This window comes from Canibacter oris, assembly GCF_014197205.1.
GTDB classification, from domain to species: domain Bacteria; phylum Actinomycetota; class Actinomycetes; order Actinomycetales; family Microbacteriaceae; genus Canibacter; species Canibacter oris.
In genome coordinates this window covers 1-12858 of the sequence record NZ_JACIFD010000021.1, presented here as the reverse complement: position 1 = coordinate 12858, position 12858 = coordinate 1, and the positions used below count along the sequence as shown (strand labels likewise).

Sequence of the window (12858 nt, the reverse complement as noted above, 5' to 3'; positions counted from 1 at the left end):
GTGCGAGTGGCTGCGCGGCCTTCGGCAGCTGACGCCGGCGCTCGGCACGCCCCTCACCTAAAAATCCAGGTTGCGGCAAGGCTGAGCCAGCAGGCGGCGGTGAGTGCCGGTGCGTAAGCCACGGTCCGGGCAGCCGCCGCTGTCGTAGCGCCGCCAACCCCAACCACAGCACCACGCAAATGCGCCCGGCTGCTGCTCAGCATCACCGTGACGGCGGTGGTCACCGCGAGCGCCATCAAAAACACCGCAATACTATCGATGTTGCCGTACCACAGCAGCTGCGTCACCAGCAGCCCCAGCAATTTCAGGTCTCCGCGCCCCACCGCAGCGGGCGCCAACAACACGGTAAGCACTGTAACCGCCACACCCGTTGCGGCGGCTGTGACCCATTTTGCCCCGGCGGCGGTCAGCGCGACCTGCTGCGGCTGATCCACCAACAGCAACACCGCAACCACCACCACGAGCGCCACAAAACTGCCGGTCACCATTATCAATAGTCGGTTGGGAATGCGGCGTGTGCGCACATCAGCCCGGCACCACAGCACGCTGCAGGCGGCGAAAACCAGCAGGTTTATCCCGGATGCCAGCGTCAGGTAAAGCATTACGGTGACGGGATAACGGCGATGGAGGAGGTGCGGGGAGCAGCCGCGGTGTCTGGCACAATCTCGGTGCCGATGCCGTTATTGGTGAGGATTTCCAGCAGCACCGAGTGCGGCACACGACCGTCAACGATACTGGCTTTTTGCACCCCGGCGCTGAGCGCGGTAACACAGGCACGCATTTTCGGAATCATGCCGTCGGCGAGACTCGGCAGCATTTCTTGCAGCTCACTGAGTGTCAGGCTGGAGATAAGGGAGGCTGGATCTGGCCACGCCGCGTACAGCCCGGCAACGTCTGTGAGCATCACCAGCTTTTCAGCCCCGAGCGCCGCTGCCAGGGCGCCAGCAGCGGTGTCTGCGTTGATGTTGAGCGACTGCCCCGGGTGGGCGCTGTTCGGCGCAATGGAGCTGACCACCGGAATCATCCCGTTTTCGAGGATGTGATGCACTGCGTCGGGGCGCACCCGAGTGATCTCCCCCACAAGCCCGAGATCAATCGTGGTGTTTTCTACCATTACTGGCGCTGCTGGCGCAGCCTGCAGCAGGCCGCCGTCTTCTCCGGAAATTCCCATCGCGAGCGGGGCGTGCTGGTTTATCGCATCAACCAGCTGGGGGTTCACAACTCCGGTTAGCACCATCCGCACCACGTTCATCACTTCCGGAGTGGTGACACGGTAGCCGCCCTGAAACTCGCTTTCAATGCCGAGGCGCCCCAGCATTTCGTTAATCTGCGGCCCGCCGCCGTGCACAATCACCGGTTTAATGCCGGCGTACCTGAGGTAAACCACGTCTTCGGCAAAGGCTTGAAACAGCGCCGCATCGACCATCGCGTTGCCGCCGAACTTAATCACAATGATTTTGTCACGGAATTTTTTCATCCACGGCAGGCTCTCCACCAGTACCTCAGCTTTGGCTGCTGCGGTGTTGAAGTCGTCCTGATTGCGAATAATTGTCATTGCTAGTCCCGCGAACTTTCGTGTCTTTCTGGTTCAGCGCTAGTTTAGTTATTGGTTTAGCTACTGAATTAGCTGCTGAATCAGTATTAACTGGAGTATGCGCTGTTTTCGTGAACGTATTCTTTAGTGAGGTCATTGGTGCGAATTTTTGCACTGTAACCACTGTCGGCTGCGGCGTTTAACGCGATTTCAACGAGGGTGCGCCGGGGGCTGAGATCGCACTCTTGCACCGGACGGTCTGGGGCGCCGGCGCTGCACAGTCGCACTCCGTTGAAGGAAACATCAACCTGGTAAGGGTCAAAATCCGCGTCGGTGGTGCCGATTGCCGCCAGCACCCGCCCCCAGTTAGGATCGTTACCGTAAATCGCGGCTTTAAAAAGATTATTACGGGCCAGGGCGCGGCCCACTACGGTCGCATCCCGGGTGCTTTTCGCGCCGGTCACCACAATATCAATGCTGTGACTGGCGCCCTCGGCGTCTGCCTGCAACTGCGCCGCCAAATCATCACACACCTTGGTGAGCGCGGCGGTGAACTCTGCGATGTCTACCGAACTGTCGCTCTCGCCGCTGCTGAGCAGGGTGACCTGGTCGTTGGTTGACATACAGCCGTCAGAGTCGAGGCAGTTAAAGGTGCTGTCGCAGGCCTGCCGTAGCGCGGTTTGCAAGGTTGCTGCAGTTAGTCGGGCATCGGTGGTGATGACAACCAACATGGTCGCGAGCCCCGGGGCGAGCATCCCCGCCCCCTTAGCCATCGCACCAATGCGCCACCCTACGGGGCTTTCATGCAGCGCGGTTTTGGTAACACTGTCGGTGGTGAGAATCGCTTCAGGCGCAGTTAAATCGTCTAGTGACTGCGCTTTAAACAATTCCGGAATCCCACCGAGAATCTTGTCACGCATCGCTTGATCACCATAACCGATTAGACCTGTGGAACACACTTGCACCTGCTGCGCAGTAACCACCACACCACCCTGCTGGGTTAACTGCTGCGCAACCGCCTCGGCGGTGAGCTTAGTGGTTTCGTAGCCGAACTGCCCGGTAAAGCAGTTAGCACTTCCGGAGTTCAGGATAATTGCGCGGGTATTCGCAATATCTGCCTGTTTTGACCATAAAATCGGGTTTGCCTGCGCCCGGTTGCTGGTGTAAACCGCGGCTGCCTGCGGCTGCGCACCGTTGTTGAGCACCAGCGCGAGATCTGGTTTGCCGCTCGATTTCAGCCCGACGCTGATACCGGCGGCGGTGAATCCATACGGGAAGGTTACGGTCATGGCGCGACTCCATCTGTTTCCAGGCCAAGCGTCTCAGGCAGCCCGCACGCAATATTTGCGCACTGCACTGCGGCTCCGGCGGTTCCTTTTACAAGATTATCAAGCGCTGCGGTGACAACTACTCGCTGGGCCCGGTTATCCACAGTAACCCCCAGAAGCAAGCAGTTTGACCCTACTGTGTCAGCAGTTCGCGGCTGCACTCCGTGCGGCAACACACGCACAAAAGGTTCTGCGGCGTAGCTGTTTTCCCAGGCGGCACGCACATCTTCCAGCGTCACTCCGGGCCGCAGCCGCGCGGTGCTGGTTGCTAGAATCCCACGAGACATTGGCACCAGCATCGGGGTGAAACTCAGCGTGCCATAGCCGCTGCTGTATTGCATTTGTGGATCAGCGTGCGCCGCGGCCGGCACAGTCGGGTCTGCGCCCGCTAACGCCTGTAAAATTTCCGGAATGTGGCGGTGTGATCCACCAACCGCATAAGGGGTTGCAGAGCCCAACATTTCAGCCGCCAGAAACTCTACTTTCGGAGCTTTGCCGGCGCCGCTGGGAGCCACCGCCAGAGCGCTAACCATATCTGTGGTCTCAATCAGCCCGGCTTGCACTCCGGGCGCGAGTGACAGCGCGACGGTGCTGGCGTTACAGCCGGGGGCCGCGATTTTGGTGGCCTGCCGCAGCCGCTCGCGCTGTTTGCCACCGGTTGCGAGAGTTAGCTCTGGCACGCCGTAGGCCCAGGGCTCGCAGAATGCTCCGCCGTAGTAGTCGGCCCAGTCACCAGCTTTAAGCAGCCGGTGATCAGCGCCGCAGTCTACCACCAGCTCAACGTTTTTAAGCTCTGCGGTGAGCGCCCCCGAGGCGCCGTGTGGCAACGCACAAAACACCACATCATGATTTGACAGCACCGTTGCCGTGGTTGGTTGCAGCGTGAGGTGCGCCAGCGAACGCAAATGCGGCTGCTGCGACAGCAGAGAGCTGCCGGCTGAGGAGTGCCCGGTTACCGTGGTCACCTCGAACTCAGGATGTTTACTCAGCACCCGCAACAGTTCGCCGCCAGCATAACCGCTGGCGCCGGCAACAGCAACCCGTTTCATGCCGCACCTTCCCCACAAAAGCCTGAGCGGCACCGCCGCGTTATGATGCTATTTTAACGCGGCGGCACCGCTCAGCGTGGTCTCAATTTCATTACAACCGGTGCCCTACGCCCTGGCCGGCCAGCACTCGCAGGCGCGACCGCTGCCCCGGCTCCCGCAGAGTCGAGTAATCGCAGGCAACTCTCGGCCCCGTGCCCCGGCAGCCGGGCCCGGTGCTAGTCGCGAATCCGCGCGCCGGTTGCCGCGGTCGCTGCGGTAACACCTGCGAGCTTGGCCTCGTTAGCCTCCGCCGCGGTGAGGGTGCGATCGGCAGCCCTAAAGCGCAATGCAAACGTTAGCGCTTTCTCGCCAGCGGCGACACCCTCGCCACGATAGTCAGCAACCAGTTGCATATCTTCCAGCAGTTCGCCAGCGCCAGCGGTGAAGCTGGTCGCAATTGCGGCTGCCGGTGTTTCTGCTGCGACCAGCAACGTCACATCCTGAGTTGCTGCCGGGTAGGTGCTGATACCGCTGACCTGCGCGGCCCGCGGTGCCAGCTCCAGCAAGCGATCCAAGTCTAGCTCGTAGGCTGCAACGCGGTGCGGCAGGTGATGCGCCGCCACCAGCTCAGGAACGAGCTCGCCTGCGTAACCGAGCAGCTCGTCCGCAATAGTGAGACGGGCACAGCGGCCCGGGTGGAATGCCGGATGCTGCCCCTGCGTCACGGTCAGCTCTGCGCCAACTGCTCGTGCCAGGTTCTGTGCAGCTGCCAGCGCGTCAGCCCAATCATAGTTACGGGCTGCTTGTCCCACCCCAACCGGGGTTGCCGCGCCCGTGAGCAGCGCGGCTGCGTGCCGCGGCTGTGCCGGCAGTGAGGCATTAAGCTCTGCAACTTGCGTGGCAGTCAAGGCGGTGGCAATCGGCGGTGTGCTGTCTGTGCCAAGCTCTGCCAGCGGTTGCTGTGCAAGCCACACGGTGCCAAACTCCACGAGCGCCAGATCCTGCATCCCGCGCGCGGTGTTACGGCTAGCGCACACCAGCAACCCCGGCAGCAGGGCTTTACGCATGTAGGCAGCTTTCGCATCCAACGCGTTTGCCAGTTTCACCGCGGTTTCACGCGCGGTTGCGGCGCTGGCTGCGGTTAGCGGTTCGCTGTCACAGCTGGAAATCTGCTGCTGGGTGCTAAACGGATAGTTCTGCACCTCGGTCAGACCCTGCGCGGTCACAGCGTTAGCTGCTTTCCGTCGCAACAACTGCTCCCGGGTCAAACCACGACCGCTCGGCGCCACCGGCAACTGCGATGGAATCAAGTCAAAGCCGCAAATGCGAGCTACTTCCTCAGCAAGGTCTGCTGGGCGGGTAAGATCAGCGTGCCAGCTCGGTGCTGTGACCGCAAAGCTGTCACCCTCGTCACTCACCTCGCATCCAATCTTGGTGAGGGCCGTTACCACCTGCTCATCGGTGTAAGCGACTCCCACTAGTCCGGCAATATAATGCTTTGGGAGGATCACGGGAGCCGGCTGATACTCTGCCGGCATCGCCGCACCCACAGTGGTGGCGGTGCCGCCGCCAAGCTCCACCAGCAGTTCGACAGCACGCTGCGCTGCGGCGGCAGCCAGCAGCGGATCCACATACCGCGCAAAACGCTTCGAGGCCTCACTTGGCAGCTTGTGGCGACGGGTGCTGCGCGCCACCGTGACCGGGTCAAAGGTTGCGGCTTCCAGCAGCACGTCGGTTGTTGCTGCAGTGGTTTTGCTGTGCTCGGAGCCCATCACTCCGGCGAGCGCCAAAACCGCGCTGCTGTCAGCAATAACCAGATCTTCCGGGTGCAGCTCGCGGGTTACGCCGTCGAGGGTCACCAGCTGTTCGCCGGCTGCGGCACGACGCACGGTGATGCCGCCCTGTACTTTAGCGGCGTCATAAGCGTGCAACGGGTTACCGAGCTCCAGCATGACATAGTTGGTGATGTCTGCAATGAGGCCGACCGAGCGCTGCCCGGCGAGCGCCAGGCGCGACACCATCCAGCTCGGAGTCGGGCGGGTGGCATCAACACCGGTTACCAAGCGCACAACAAAGCCGCGAGCACCAGGGTTACCTCTTAGCGGCGCCGCGTCAGAAAGCTGCAGGTCAAAATCTTGGAGGTTCACGGCGGCCGCGGTGGCTGCCAATGCGGGAACCGGATCCACAAATTTAGCTCCGGTAGCGTTCGCGTACTCTCGCGCAACTCCGCGAATACTCAGGGCGTAGCCGCGGTCAGGTGTGACGTTAATCTCTACCGCGGCATCTGTCAGCCCCAAAAGCTCCAGGGCGTTGGTGCCAACCGGGGCGTCAAGCCCAAGATTGCGCAGCACGATAATGCCGTCGTGGTCTTCACCCAGCCCCAGCTCGCGCGCAGATGCCAACATTCCGTCTGAGACGTGACCGTAGGTTTTGCGAGCAGCAATCGCAAAACCACCCGGCAGCACCGCGCCCGGCAGCGTCGCGATTACTTTATCGCCAACCTCAAAGTTGTGGGCACCGCACACGATACCGCGCACATCCGCGCCGCCGTCAGCAGCCTGTTCGCCCTCCGGCGCGACACGCACCTGGCACCAGTTCACGGTTTTGCCGTTGGAGTGCTGCTCCGGCTCTCGACTCAAAACCTCGCCAATTACAATCGGCCCGGTGAGGTCAAAAGTGTGGGTGTCTTCTTCTTCAAAACCAACCTTGACAAGAGCTGCGTGTACGCTCTCCAGGGTTGCGTCTGCTCCCAGGTCGACGTGTTCTGCCAACCAACTCAGTGGAATCCGCATTAGACCAAACCTCCGAACTGGGCGTTGAAACGAATATCGCCCTCAACCATGTCGCGCATGTCAGGAATGTTGTTGCGGAACTGCAGGGTGCGCTCAATGCCCATGCCGAACGCGAAACCTTGATACTCAGTGGGATCGATTCCGGCCGCAAGCAGCACATTCGGGTCTACCATGCCACAGCCGCCCCACTCAATCCAGCGGGCACCGCCGCGCGCTGCGGGGAACCACACGTCCATTTCTGCGCTCGGCTCGGTGAACGGGAAGAAGTTAGAGCGCAGCCGAATTTTCGCTTCCGGGCCAAACATTTTGCGTGCAAAGTGCTCCAGGGTGCCCTTCAGGTGTGCCATGGTCAGCCCCTTGTCAATGGCAATGCCCTCAATCTGGTGGAACACCGGGGTGTGCGTTGCATCAAGCTCATCGGTGCGGTAAACCCGGCCTGGCGCCACCACGTAAACCGGCAGCTCCCGCTCCAGCAGCGCACGAATCTGCACCGGTGAGGTGTGGGTGCGCAGCAGCAGCTTACGACCCGCTGGCTCCACGTAGAAAGTATCCGCCTCGGCGCGCGCCGGGTGATCATCATCAAACCCGAGGGCATTAAAGTTAAACCAGTCGTGCTCCAGCTCTGGCCCCTCGGCAATCTCCCAACCCATCGCCACAAACACGTCTGCCATTTCTTCCTGCAGTTGCGCCAGCGGGTGCCGACCGCCGCTCACAGCACGCTGCGGGGCGGCGGTCACATCAACAGCTTCAGCCGCTAGCTGCGCCGCTGCCTCTGCCGCCGCAAGCTTCTCTTCCTGGGTTTTAAACACGCGCTCCAGCTGGCCACGCGCTTGCCCCATCAGCTTGCCGGTTTCGGCCTTCAGCTCTTTGGGCACTTCGCGCATCAAGCCATTCAGTTTGGCAATCGCGCTGTGCTCGCCGAGGTGTTCAGTTTTTGCTTGCTTGAGGTCAGCCAAGGTTGTAGCCGCGTTAAAAGCTGCAACCGCAGCGTCAGTTGCGGCCGCAACTGCCTCAGGATTAATCGGATTTACTTCAGCCACGAAGATAAGTTTAGCGCTTTTGCCGACGCTGCGCCCACCAGGCAGAAGTACTATAATTACGGTCATGACCACTCTGCGTAGCAACCGTCAGGCCCGCGTCAGCGTCGGGCTGTTGACAGCTACGCTCGCGACTTGCGCGGCTGCGGTGTCGCACACCTTCGCTGATGCTGCCGCCCCCAGCCTGTTTGCGGTTGCGCTGGCTGTGGTGCTGACCGCACCGCTCGCGGTTTTTGCGCTCGGCCGCAAACACACCAAGGGCGCTTTAGCGGTCGCGGTGCTGCTGACCCAGCTGCTGTTCCACTGGGTTTTTATCTGGTGCACACCTGCTTCACTCAAGCTGTTTGAAACCGCGGGGTCGCACCAGCACGGGCATACCGCGGCAGCACACTTTGATTTTGCGGCTGCGACAACCGCAACCGCGGGGCACTCCGCACAAATGCTAGTCGCCCACGTGATTGCTGCGCTGTTCGCGTTAGCGCTGTTGCTCACCGCCGAGCACGCTTACGGTTTTATTCTGGGATACACCACAGCCGCGGTGCGCGCAGTGGGCTTGCTGCGCGGCGGTGGCTCGATCCACACCCCTAAAAATTTACGTCTACCGCAGTTTGCGGTGCCGTCGCTTAAAACTCAAATTTTACTGCTGTCGCGGGGGCTTAGAGCGCCTCCTGTGCGTGCTGTGTCATAACTATTCACAAGCACACAGAAAGATTGCACATGAAAAAATTCTTAGCAGCGCTTGCTGCTGGGGCGCTTGCCGTTTGCGGTTTGCTCGTCTCAGCGCAGCCAGCCACGGCACACGATGTGTTGGTGCACACCGATCCGGCACACAACCAAATTTTAGAGAGCACGCCGGAGCAGCTCACCCTCACCTTCAATAACGAAATTATTGATTTAGAGGGCGCTAACTTGGTTGAGGTTCGGGACGCAGCTGATGCGACCATCGTCACCACTGCCCCGCAGGTGTCAGGCACCACAGTGACACAGCAGCTGCGGGAGTTAAGCGCAGACAGCGTTTACCGTGTGGTGTGGCGCGTAGTTTCTTCTGACGGGCACCCGATTGAGGGCAGCTTTAACTTCGGAGTTGGCAGTGTGACTGAGGTGGACCTGGCGCAACTGCCCGCTCCCATCAACGTGGCCGCTAACGCCCTGGAGCTGAGCCCAGAGCTGGCGGCGTCACAGCAGCAGATTGCCGTCACCACTCCGGCAGAGCAAGAAGCTCAAAACGCAGACACTGCCACCGCAGCTACCGCAGCAGCCCCGGTGGTGGCGATCAGCATCACCGCGGTGCTAGTAGCGGTGCTTGTGATTGCGTGTGTTATTTGGTACACCCGCACTCAACGCAAATCATAAATCTATTAAATTTTAGGAAAATATATGTCATTGAACAGCAAGTTAATTCGCACCACTGCAGCGTTAAGCACCGGCTTTTTAGCATTCGGCGCGCTGACCGCCTGCGCTAATCAACAAGAAACTGCTGAGTCACACGACCACAGTCATGCAACCACGGCGAACCACGATCACAAGCACTCGCTGCACACTCACGAGATGTGGGTAAAGGCTGCTGACCAGGGCGCGCACACCGCGATTTTCGGCAACCTGCACAGCGACCTGAAAGACAAGGACTTGGTGATTGAAAAGGTCACCACTGACGTTGCTGAGGCGGCTGAAATTCACGAGGTTGTCAACGGGAAAATGCAGCCGGTGGCCGGCGGCCTAACCCTGGGAGCAGGGCAAGAGCTTGATTTGGAGCCGGGCGGGCATCACCTGATGCTGCTGAACCTGAAACAACAGCTGCGCGCCGGCGACACCGTGAAATTCACGCTGCACCTTAAGGGCGGTGAAGAGATTGCGCTGGAGGCGGTTGTGCGCGACTACAGCGGCGCTAACGAGGAATATGGTCACAGCGGCCACGGCGACCATGACAGCCACGACGGCCACGGCGACTCTGAGTCAGGGCATGACCACTAATTCTGCTGCGCATGATAGCGTTGCGGCGTCAGAGTCGTCGCCTGTCGATTCTGGCGCCGCGGGCACCACGCTGAGCCGGCGGGGGCTGCTCGGCTCGGTTGCTGCGGGGGCCGGCGTCGCCGCACTTGGAGCTGTTGCGGGAGCCGGTGTCACCAGGGCCACAAACCATAGTGAAGTAGCAGCAGCGCTTAACAGCACAAAAACCGGCACTGATGTGATTAGCTGCCACGGCACCCAACAGGCCGGGGTCACAACCCCCGCCACTTCGCACCTGCGCGCGCTCGCTTTCATGCTGCGGCCTGAAGTGCAGCGTGAAGATTTGCAGCGTTTGATGCGTCTTTTGACTGCCGACATCGAGGCGCTCACCAGCGGTGCCGCTCCGGTTGCCGACTCGGAGCCGCACCTTGCGTTGGTGCCGGCTCGTCTCACCATCACTGTGGCGGTTGGCGCCGAGTTTGTGGCGCGGGTGAATCCAGCCGCTGTTCCCGAGTGGTTGGGACCGTTGCCGGCTTTCAAGAAAGACCGCTTAGCGCCGGAGTTTAACGACGGCGATTTGCTACTGCAAATCACCGCTGACGATCAGGTTACGGTGTCGCACGCGGCACGGGTGCTGACACGCACTGTGCGCTCTTTCACCACCCCGCACTGGATTCAGGACGGTTTCCGTCGCACCCGCGGCAGCGAACCCGACGGCACCACAATGCGAAACCTGATGGGGCAGGTAGACGGTTCCTTTAATCCGGAACCAACAGACCCTGATTTCTCCTCCCTGGTGTGGCTTGACGCTAGCGCCGGGTGGTTAGCCGGTGGCACGTGTCAGGTGCTGCGACGGATTCGGATGGAGCTTGACACCTGGGATGAGGTGGATCGGCCCGGTCGCGAGGCCACCATCGGGCGCACCCTGGCGACGGGTGCCCCGCTCACCGGCGGCAGTGAGAAAGACCCAGGCGATTTCAGCGCGGTCAACGAGCTCAAGCTCCCGGTGATTCACGCCGCCGCACATATCCGGCGGGCGCACAGCACAGACCCGACTGAGCGGATTTTCCGCCGCTCCTACAACTACGATGCCGGCAGTGAGCAGGGGCTGCTGTTTATGTGCTACCAGCGTGACCCTCGCAAACAGTTCATTCCGATTCAGCAGCGCCTGGATGATCTAGATATGTTGAATCAGTGGGTAACCCACACAGGCAGTGCGGTTTTCGCGGTGCTGCCCGGCTGGCAGCCCGGCGGAATACTGGCACAAACGCTGTTCGAGCTGTAATGCTCACGAAACCCAGTTTAAGCTGCAGCGCAAACGCAACCTTCGTTTGCGCTGCAGTGTACGCCCTGCCCAAGCTCCGCGGCAAACACCGCAACGCTTAACCGCGCTGCGCGAAAGCGGTGGTATAAAGGCTCACTGCGGCAGCGGTTGCCAGGTTCAGCGACTCCGCTGCACCGTAAATCGGGAGCTTGCGAGCTACTGTGCACAGCGCACTGTCTGCAGCGGTGAGCCCACGCGCTTCGTTACCGAAAACCCACGCAACCGGTTGCCGTAGCAAAGCATCACCGGGATGCACCTCTGCGCCGCGCAGATCCGCTGCAATCGAGGTCACATCAGCGGCATGCAGTACCTCTAAAACCGCATCCAGCTGTTTTTCCACCAGCACCGGCAAGTGAAACAGCGATCCGGTTGTGGCACGCACCACCTTCGGATGCCACGGATCCACGCTGTCCCCCGTAAAAATCACGGCGTCAGCACCGGCGGCGTCAGCAGCACGCAAAACTGTGCCCGCATTGCCAGGGTCCCGGACATCATGCAAAATAGCAAGCAGTCGGCTGGATCTCGCAAGCTCGGTCAGCGGAGCGTGGGCGGGGCGATCCACCACCGCAATCAGCCCCTGCGGAGTCACCGTGTCGCTGAGCTTTGCAAGCACCTGGGGCGTCACCATTTCGATGCGCACCCCGGCACTGTCAGCAGCCCGCTCCACATCGAAGTGATTGCTGCGGCCAACCACAGTAGCGTATATGACGTGGATCCGCGCGCCCGAGGTGAGCGCTTCCAAAATCGCGTGCGGCCCCTCGACCAGAAACCGCCCTGCCGCCAAGCGATCTTTTTTACGCAGCAGCTGTGCAGCCTTCTTAATCTGCCCCGCGCCCGGATTCTCAATCATTGTTCGCTCCCCCTACTTTATAAATCCAATTCTCGCTATCGTGCTACTGCATAATCTCCGAGGTTAATACCGGGATCTTATATTCTGTGTCCCACAGCTTATTTAACCGTTTCGTGAGCTCCGGCGCCATCGACTTCGCAAATGAACGAGCAAGGTGATCATTATCAAAGTAGACCGGAATCCCGCCGATCACCCCGTAGCAGTTACCCTGCTGACAAATCAGGTCATTCAGCTGCAAACCTCGCACTCGCTCACGCTGCGCGCCAAGATTCGTCACCACGGCATCCGTTGTTGTTGCCTCATACAGATAGTCGCGCTGCAGCACCTCTGACTCGGGCGCGCTGCACTTTGCGACAGCGGTGAAATTCAGCTCTACACAGGTCGGGCCTAATTCTTGCCCAGCAAATGGCACGTCACGGAGCACCGTAACCCGAGCCCCCTGAGCCGCCCACGCAGCAAAATTTTCTGCCGCGTTTTGGATGATGTCAGCCTCTTTTAACCCCTGCGTGAACGCGCCCTGCGATTTCGACGCACTGATTACGAAAATCATGTCAGGGTTATTTGCAGCCACAAAATCGGCTGTGCTCGCCGCGTATGTTTGGCAGTCGCTTGCCGCTAGCCCCGCACTAATTTGGTGCTGTGGTAGCACAACCGGGTAGCAGCTGCCGAGCGCTGAGAAGTGAAGTCTCCAATTATTTTCGGCCGCAATCATGCTGAACGTATGAAACAGGTGCTCGGCGTGCGAGTCACCCACTAGCATCACTTCAACGGCATCCGCAGCCCCGGTACTGTAATCACAAACAAGATTTACTTTTGCCCCTGCCAAAGGTGTTGCTGCCGGCACACAATTTTCATCTGGCATACTCCATGGCCACTGTTCCGAAAGCTCAGTGATGAATGAATCACTGTACAAAACCTCGGCACACGCAGCAGGGTGCGCAGCCGCTTCCGCCCCAAGACAGATCGGTTCCCCGGCCGCAATTATTTGCTCAATGGCTTTCTGCGATGCCCGCAAATT

Annotated in this window: 12 protein-coding genes; 4 read left to right on the top strand and 8 right to left on the bottom strand. The window is 60.3% G+C overall.

Annotated features, from left to right (window positions below; genetic code table 11):
- Positions 1 to 53: 53 nt before the first annotated feature.
- The 6 genes from F5897_RS07675 to pheS all read right to left on the bottom strand — a co-directional run bounded on the left by F5897_RS07675 (position 54) and on the right by pheS (position 7722).
- Entirely contained in the window at positions 54 to 488 is a 435-nt protein-coding gene (locus tag F5897_RS07675; RefSeq protein ID WP_343048857.1) for a hypothetical protein, read from the bottom strand.
- Between the two features lie 113 nt (positions 489 to 601).
- Positions 602 to 1555 carry an acetylglutamate kinase gene (argB, locus tag F5897_RS07670; protein ID WP_183305069.1) on the bottom strand — a complete coding sequence of 318 codons (954 nt, stop codon included), beginning with the start codon at positions 1553 to 1555 and terminating at the stop codon, positions 602 to 604.
- 86 nt (positions 1556 to 1641) lie between these two features.
- Positions 1642 to 2823, bottom strand: a complete 1182-nt coding sequence (gene argJ, locus F5897_RS07665) for a bifunctional glutamate N-acetyltransferase/amino-acid acetyltransferase ArgJ (RefSeq protein WP_183305068.1) — start codon at positions 2821 to 2823, stop codon at positions 1642 to 1644.
- On the bottom strand, positions 2820 to 3911 hold the full coding sequence (argC, locus tag F5897_RS07660; protein ID WP_183305067.1) for an N-acetyl-gamma-glutamyl-phosphate reductase: 1092 nt from the start codon (positions 3909 to 3911) through the stop codon (positions 2820 to 2822). Before argC ends, argJ begins: the two co-directional genes overlap by 4 nt.
- A gap of 215 nt (positions 3912 to 4126) precedes the next feature.
- Complete coding sequence (gene pheT, locus F5897_RS07655) at positions 4127 to 6682, bottom strand: phenylalanine--tRNA ligase subunit beta (RefSeq protein ID WP_183305076.1); 2556 nt, start codon at positions 6680 to 6682, stop codon at positions 4127 to 4129.
- A complete protein-coding gene (pheS, locus tag F5897_RS07650) occupies positions 6682 to 7722 on the bottom strand; it encodes a phenylalanine--tRNA ligase subunit alpha (RefSeq protein WP_343048859.1) in 1041 nt (346 codons plus the stop codon). The genes pheT and pheS overlap by 1 nt, the downstream gene beginning before the upstream one ends.
- A 64-nt stretch (positions 7723 to 7786) precedes the next feature.
- On the opposite strand from pheS, the gene F5897_RS07645 reads away from it, so the two are divergent.
- Genes F5897_RS07645 through F5897_RS07630 form a run of 4 tightly spaced genes read left to right on the top strand, consistent with a single transcriptional unit; the run spans position 7787 to position 10951 of the window.
- The gene (locus F5897_RS07645; RefSeq protein WP_183305074.1) at positions 7787 to 8407 is read left to right on the top strand and encodes a hypothetical protein; all 621 of its coding nucleotides are present in this window, start codon (positions 7787 to 7789) and stop codon (positions 8405 to 8407) included.
- Between the two features lie 29 nt (positions 8408 to 8436).
- On the top strand, positions 8437 to 9072 hold the full coding sequence (locus F5897_RS07640; protein ID WP_183304897.1) for a copper resistance CopC family protein: 636 nt from the start codon (positions 8437 to 8439) through the stop codon (positions 9070 to 9072).
- Between the two features lie 24 nt (positions 9073 to 9096).
- Positions 9097 to 9690 (top strand): copper chaperone PCu(A)C, encoded by a 594-nt coding sequence (locus F5897_RS07635; protein WP_124823902.1) that lies wholly within the window; start codon positions 9097 to 9099, stop codon positions 9688 to 9690.
- On the top strand, positions 9641 to 10951 hold the full coding sequence (locus F5897_RS07630) for a Dyp-type peroxidase (protein WP_246332271.1): 1311 nt from the start codon (positions 9641 to 9643) through the stop codon (positions 10949 to 10951). Before F5897_RS07635 ends, F5897_RS07630 begins: the two co-directional genes overlap by 50 nt.
- A 97-nt stretch (positions 10952 to 11048) precedes the next feature.
- Here F5897_RS07630 and F5897_RS07625 read toward each other — a convergent pair whose 3' ends face one another.
- Together F5897_RS07625 and F5897_RS07620 are read right to left on the bottom strand one after the other, a co-directional pair.
- On the bottom strand, positions 11049 to 11840 hold the full coding sequence (locus tag F5897_RS07625; protein ID WP_183304896.1) for a TrmH family RNA methyltransferase: 792 nt from the start codon (positions 11838 to 11840) through the stop codon (positions 11049 to 11051).
- 43 nt (positions 11841 to 11883) lie between these two features.
- Positions 11884 to 12858, bottom strand: a 975-nt coding sequence (locus tag F5897_RS07620; RefSeq protein ID WP_183305073.1) for an SGNH hydrolase domain-containing protein, incomplete at its 5' end; no start/stop codon positions are given.

Bases quoted from the DNA above. Each gene is read 5' to 3' on its own strand.
- F5897_RS07675 (WP_343048857.1), bottom strand. From the start codon at position 488: ATGGTGACCGGCAGTTTTGTGGCGCTCGTGGTGGTGGTTGCGGTGTTG.
- argB (WP_183305069.1), bottom strand. From the start codon at position 1,555: ATGACAATTATTCGCAATCAGGACGACTTCAACACCGCAGCAGCCAAA.
- argJ (WP_183305068.1), bottom strand. From the start codon at position 2,823: ATGACCGTAACCTTCCCGTATGGATTCACCGCCGCCGGTATCAGCGTC.
- argC (WP_183305067.1), bottom strand. From the start codon at position 3,911: ATGAAACGGGTTGCTGTTGCCGGCGCCAGCGGTTATGCTGGCGGCGAA.
- pheT (WP_183305076.1), bottom strand. From the start codon at position 6,682: ATGCGGATTCCACTGAGTTGGTTGGCAGAACACGTCGACCTGGGAGCA.
- F5897_RS07645 (WP_183305074.1), top strand. From the start codon at position 7,787: ATGACCACTCTGCGTAGCAACCGTCAGGCCCGCGTCAGCGTCGGGCTG.
- F5897_RS07640 (WP_183304897.1), top strand. From the start codon at position 8,437: ATGAAAAAATTCTTAGCAGCGCTTGCTGCTGGGGCGCTTGCCGTTTGC.
- F5897_RS07635 (WP_124823902.1), top strand. From the start codon at position 9,097: ATGTCATTGAACAGCAAGTTAATTCGCACCACTGCAGCGTTAAGCACC.
- F5897_RS07630 (WP_246332271.1), top strand. From the start codon at position 9,641: ATGACAGCCACGACGGCCACGGCGACTCTGAGTCAGGGCATGACCACT.
- F5897_RS07625 (WP_183304896.1), bottom strand. From the start codon at position 11,840: ATGATTGAGAATCCGGGCGCGGGGCAGATTAAGAAGGCTGCACAGCTG.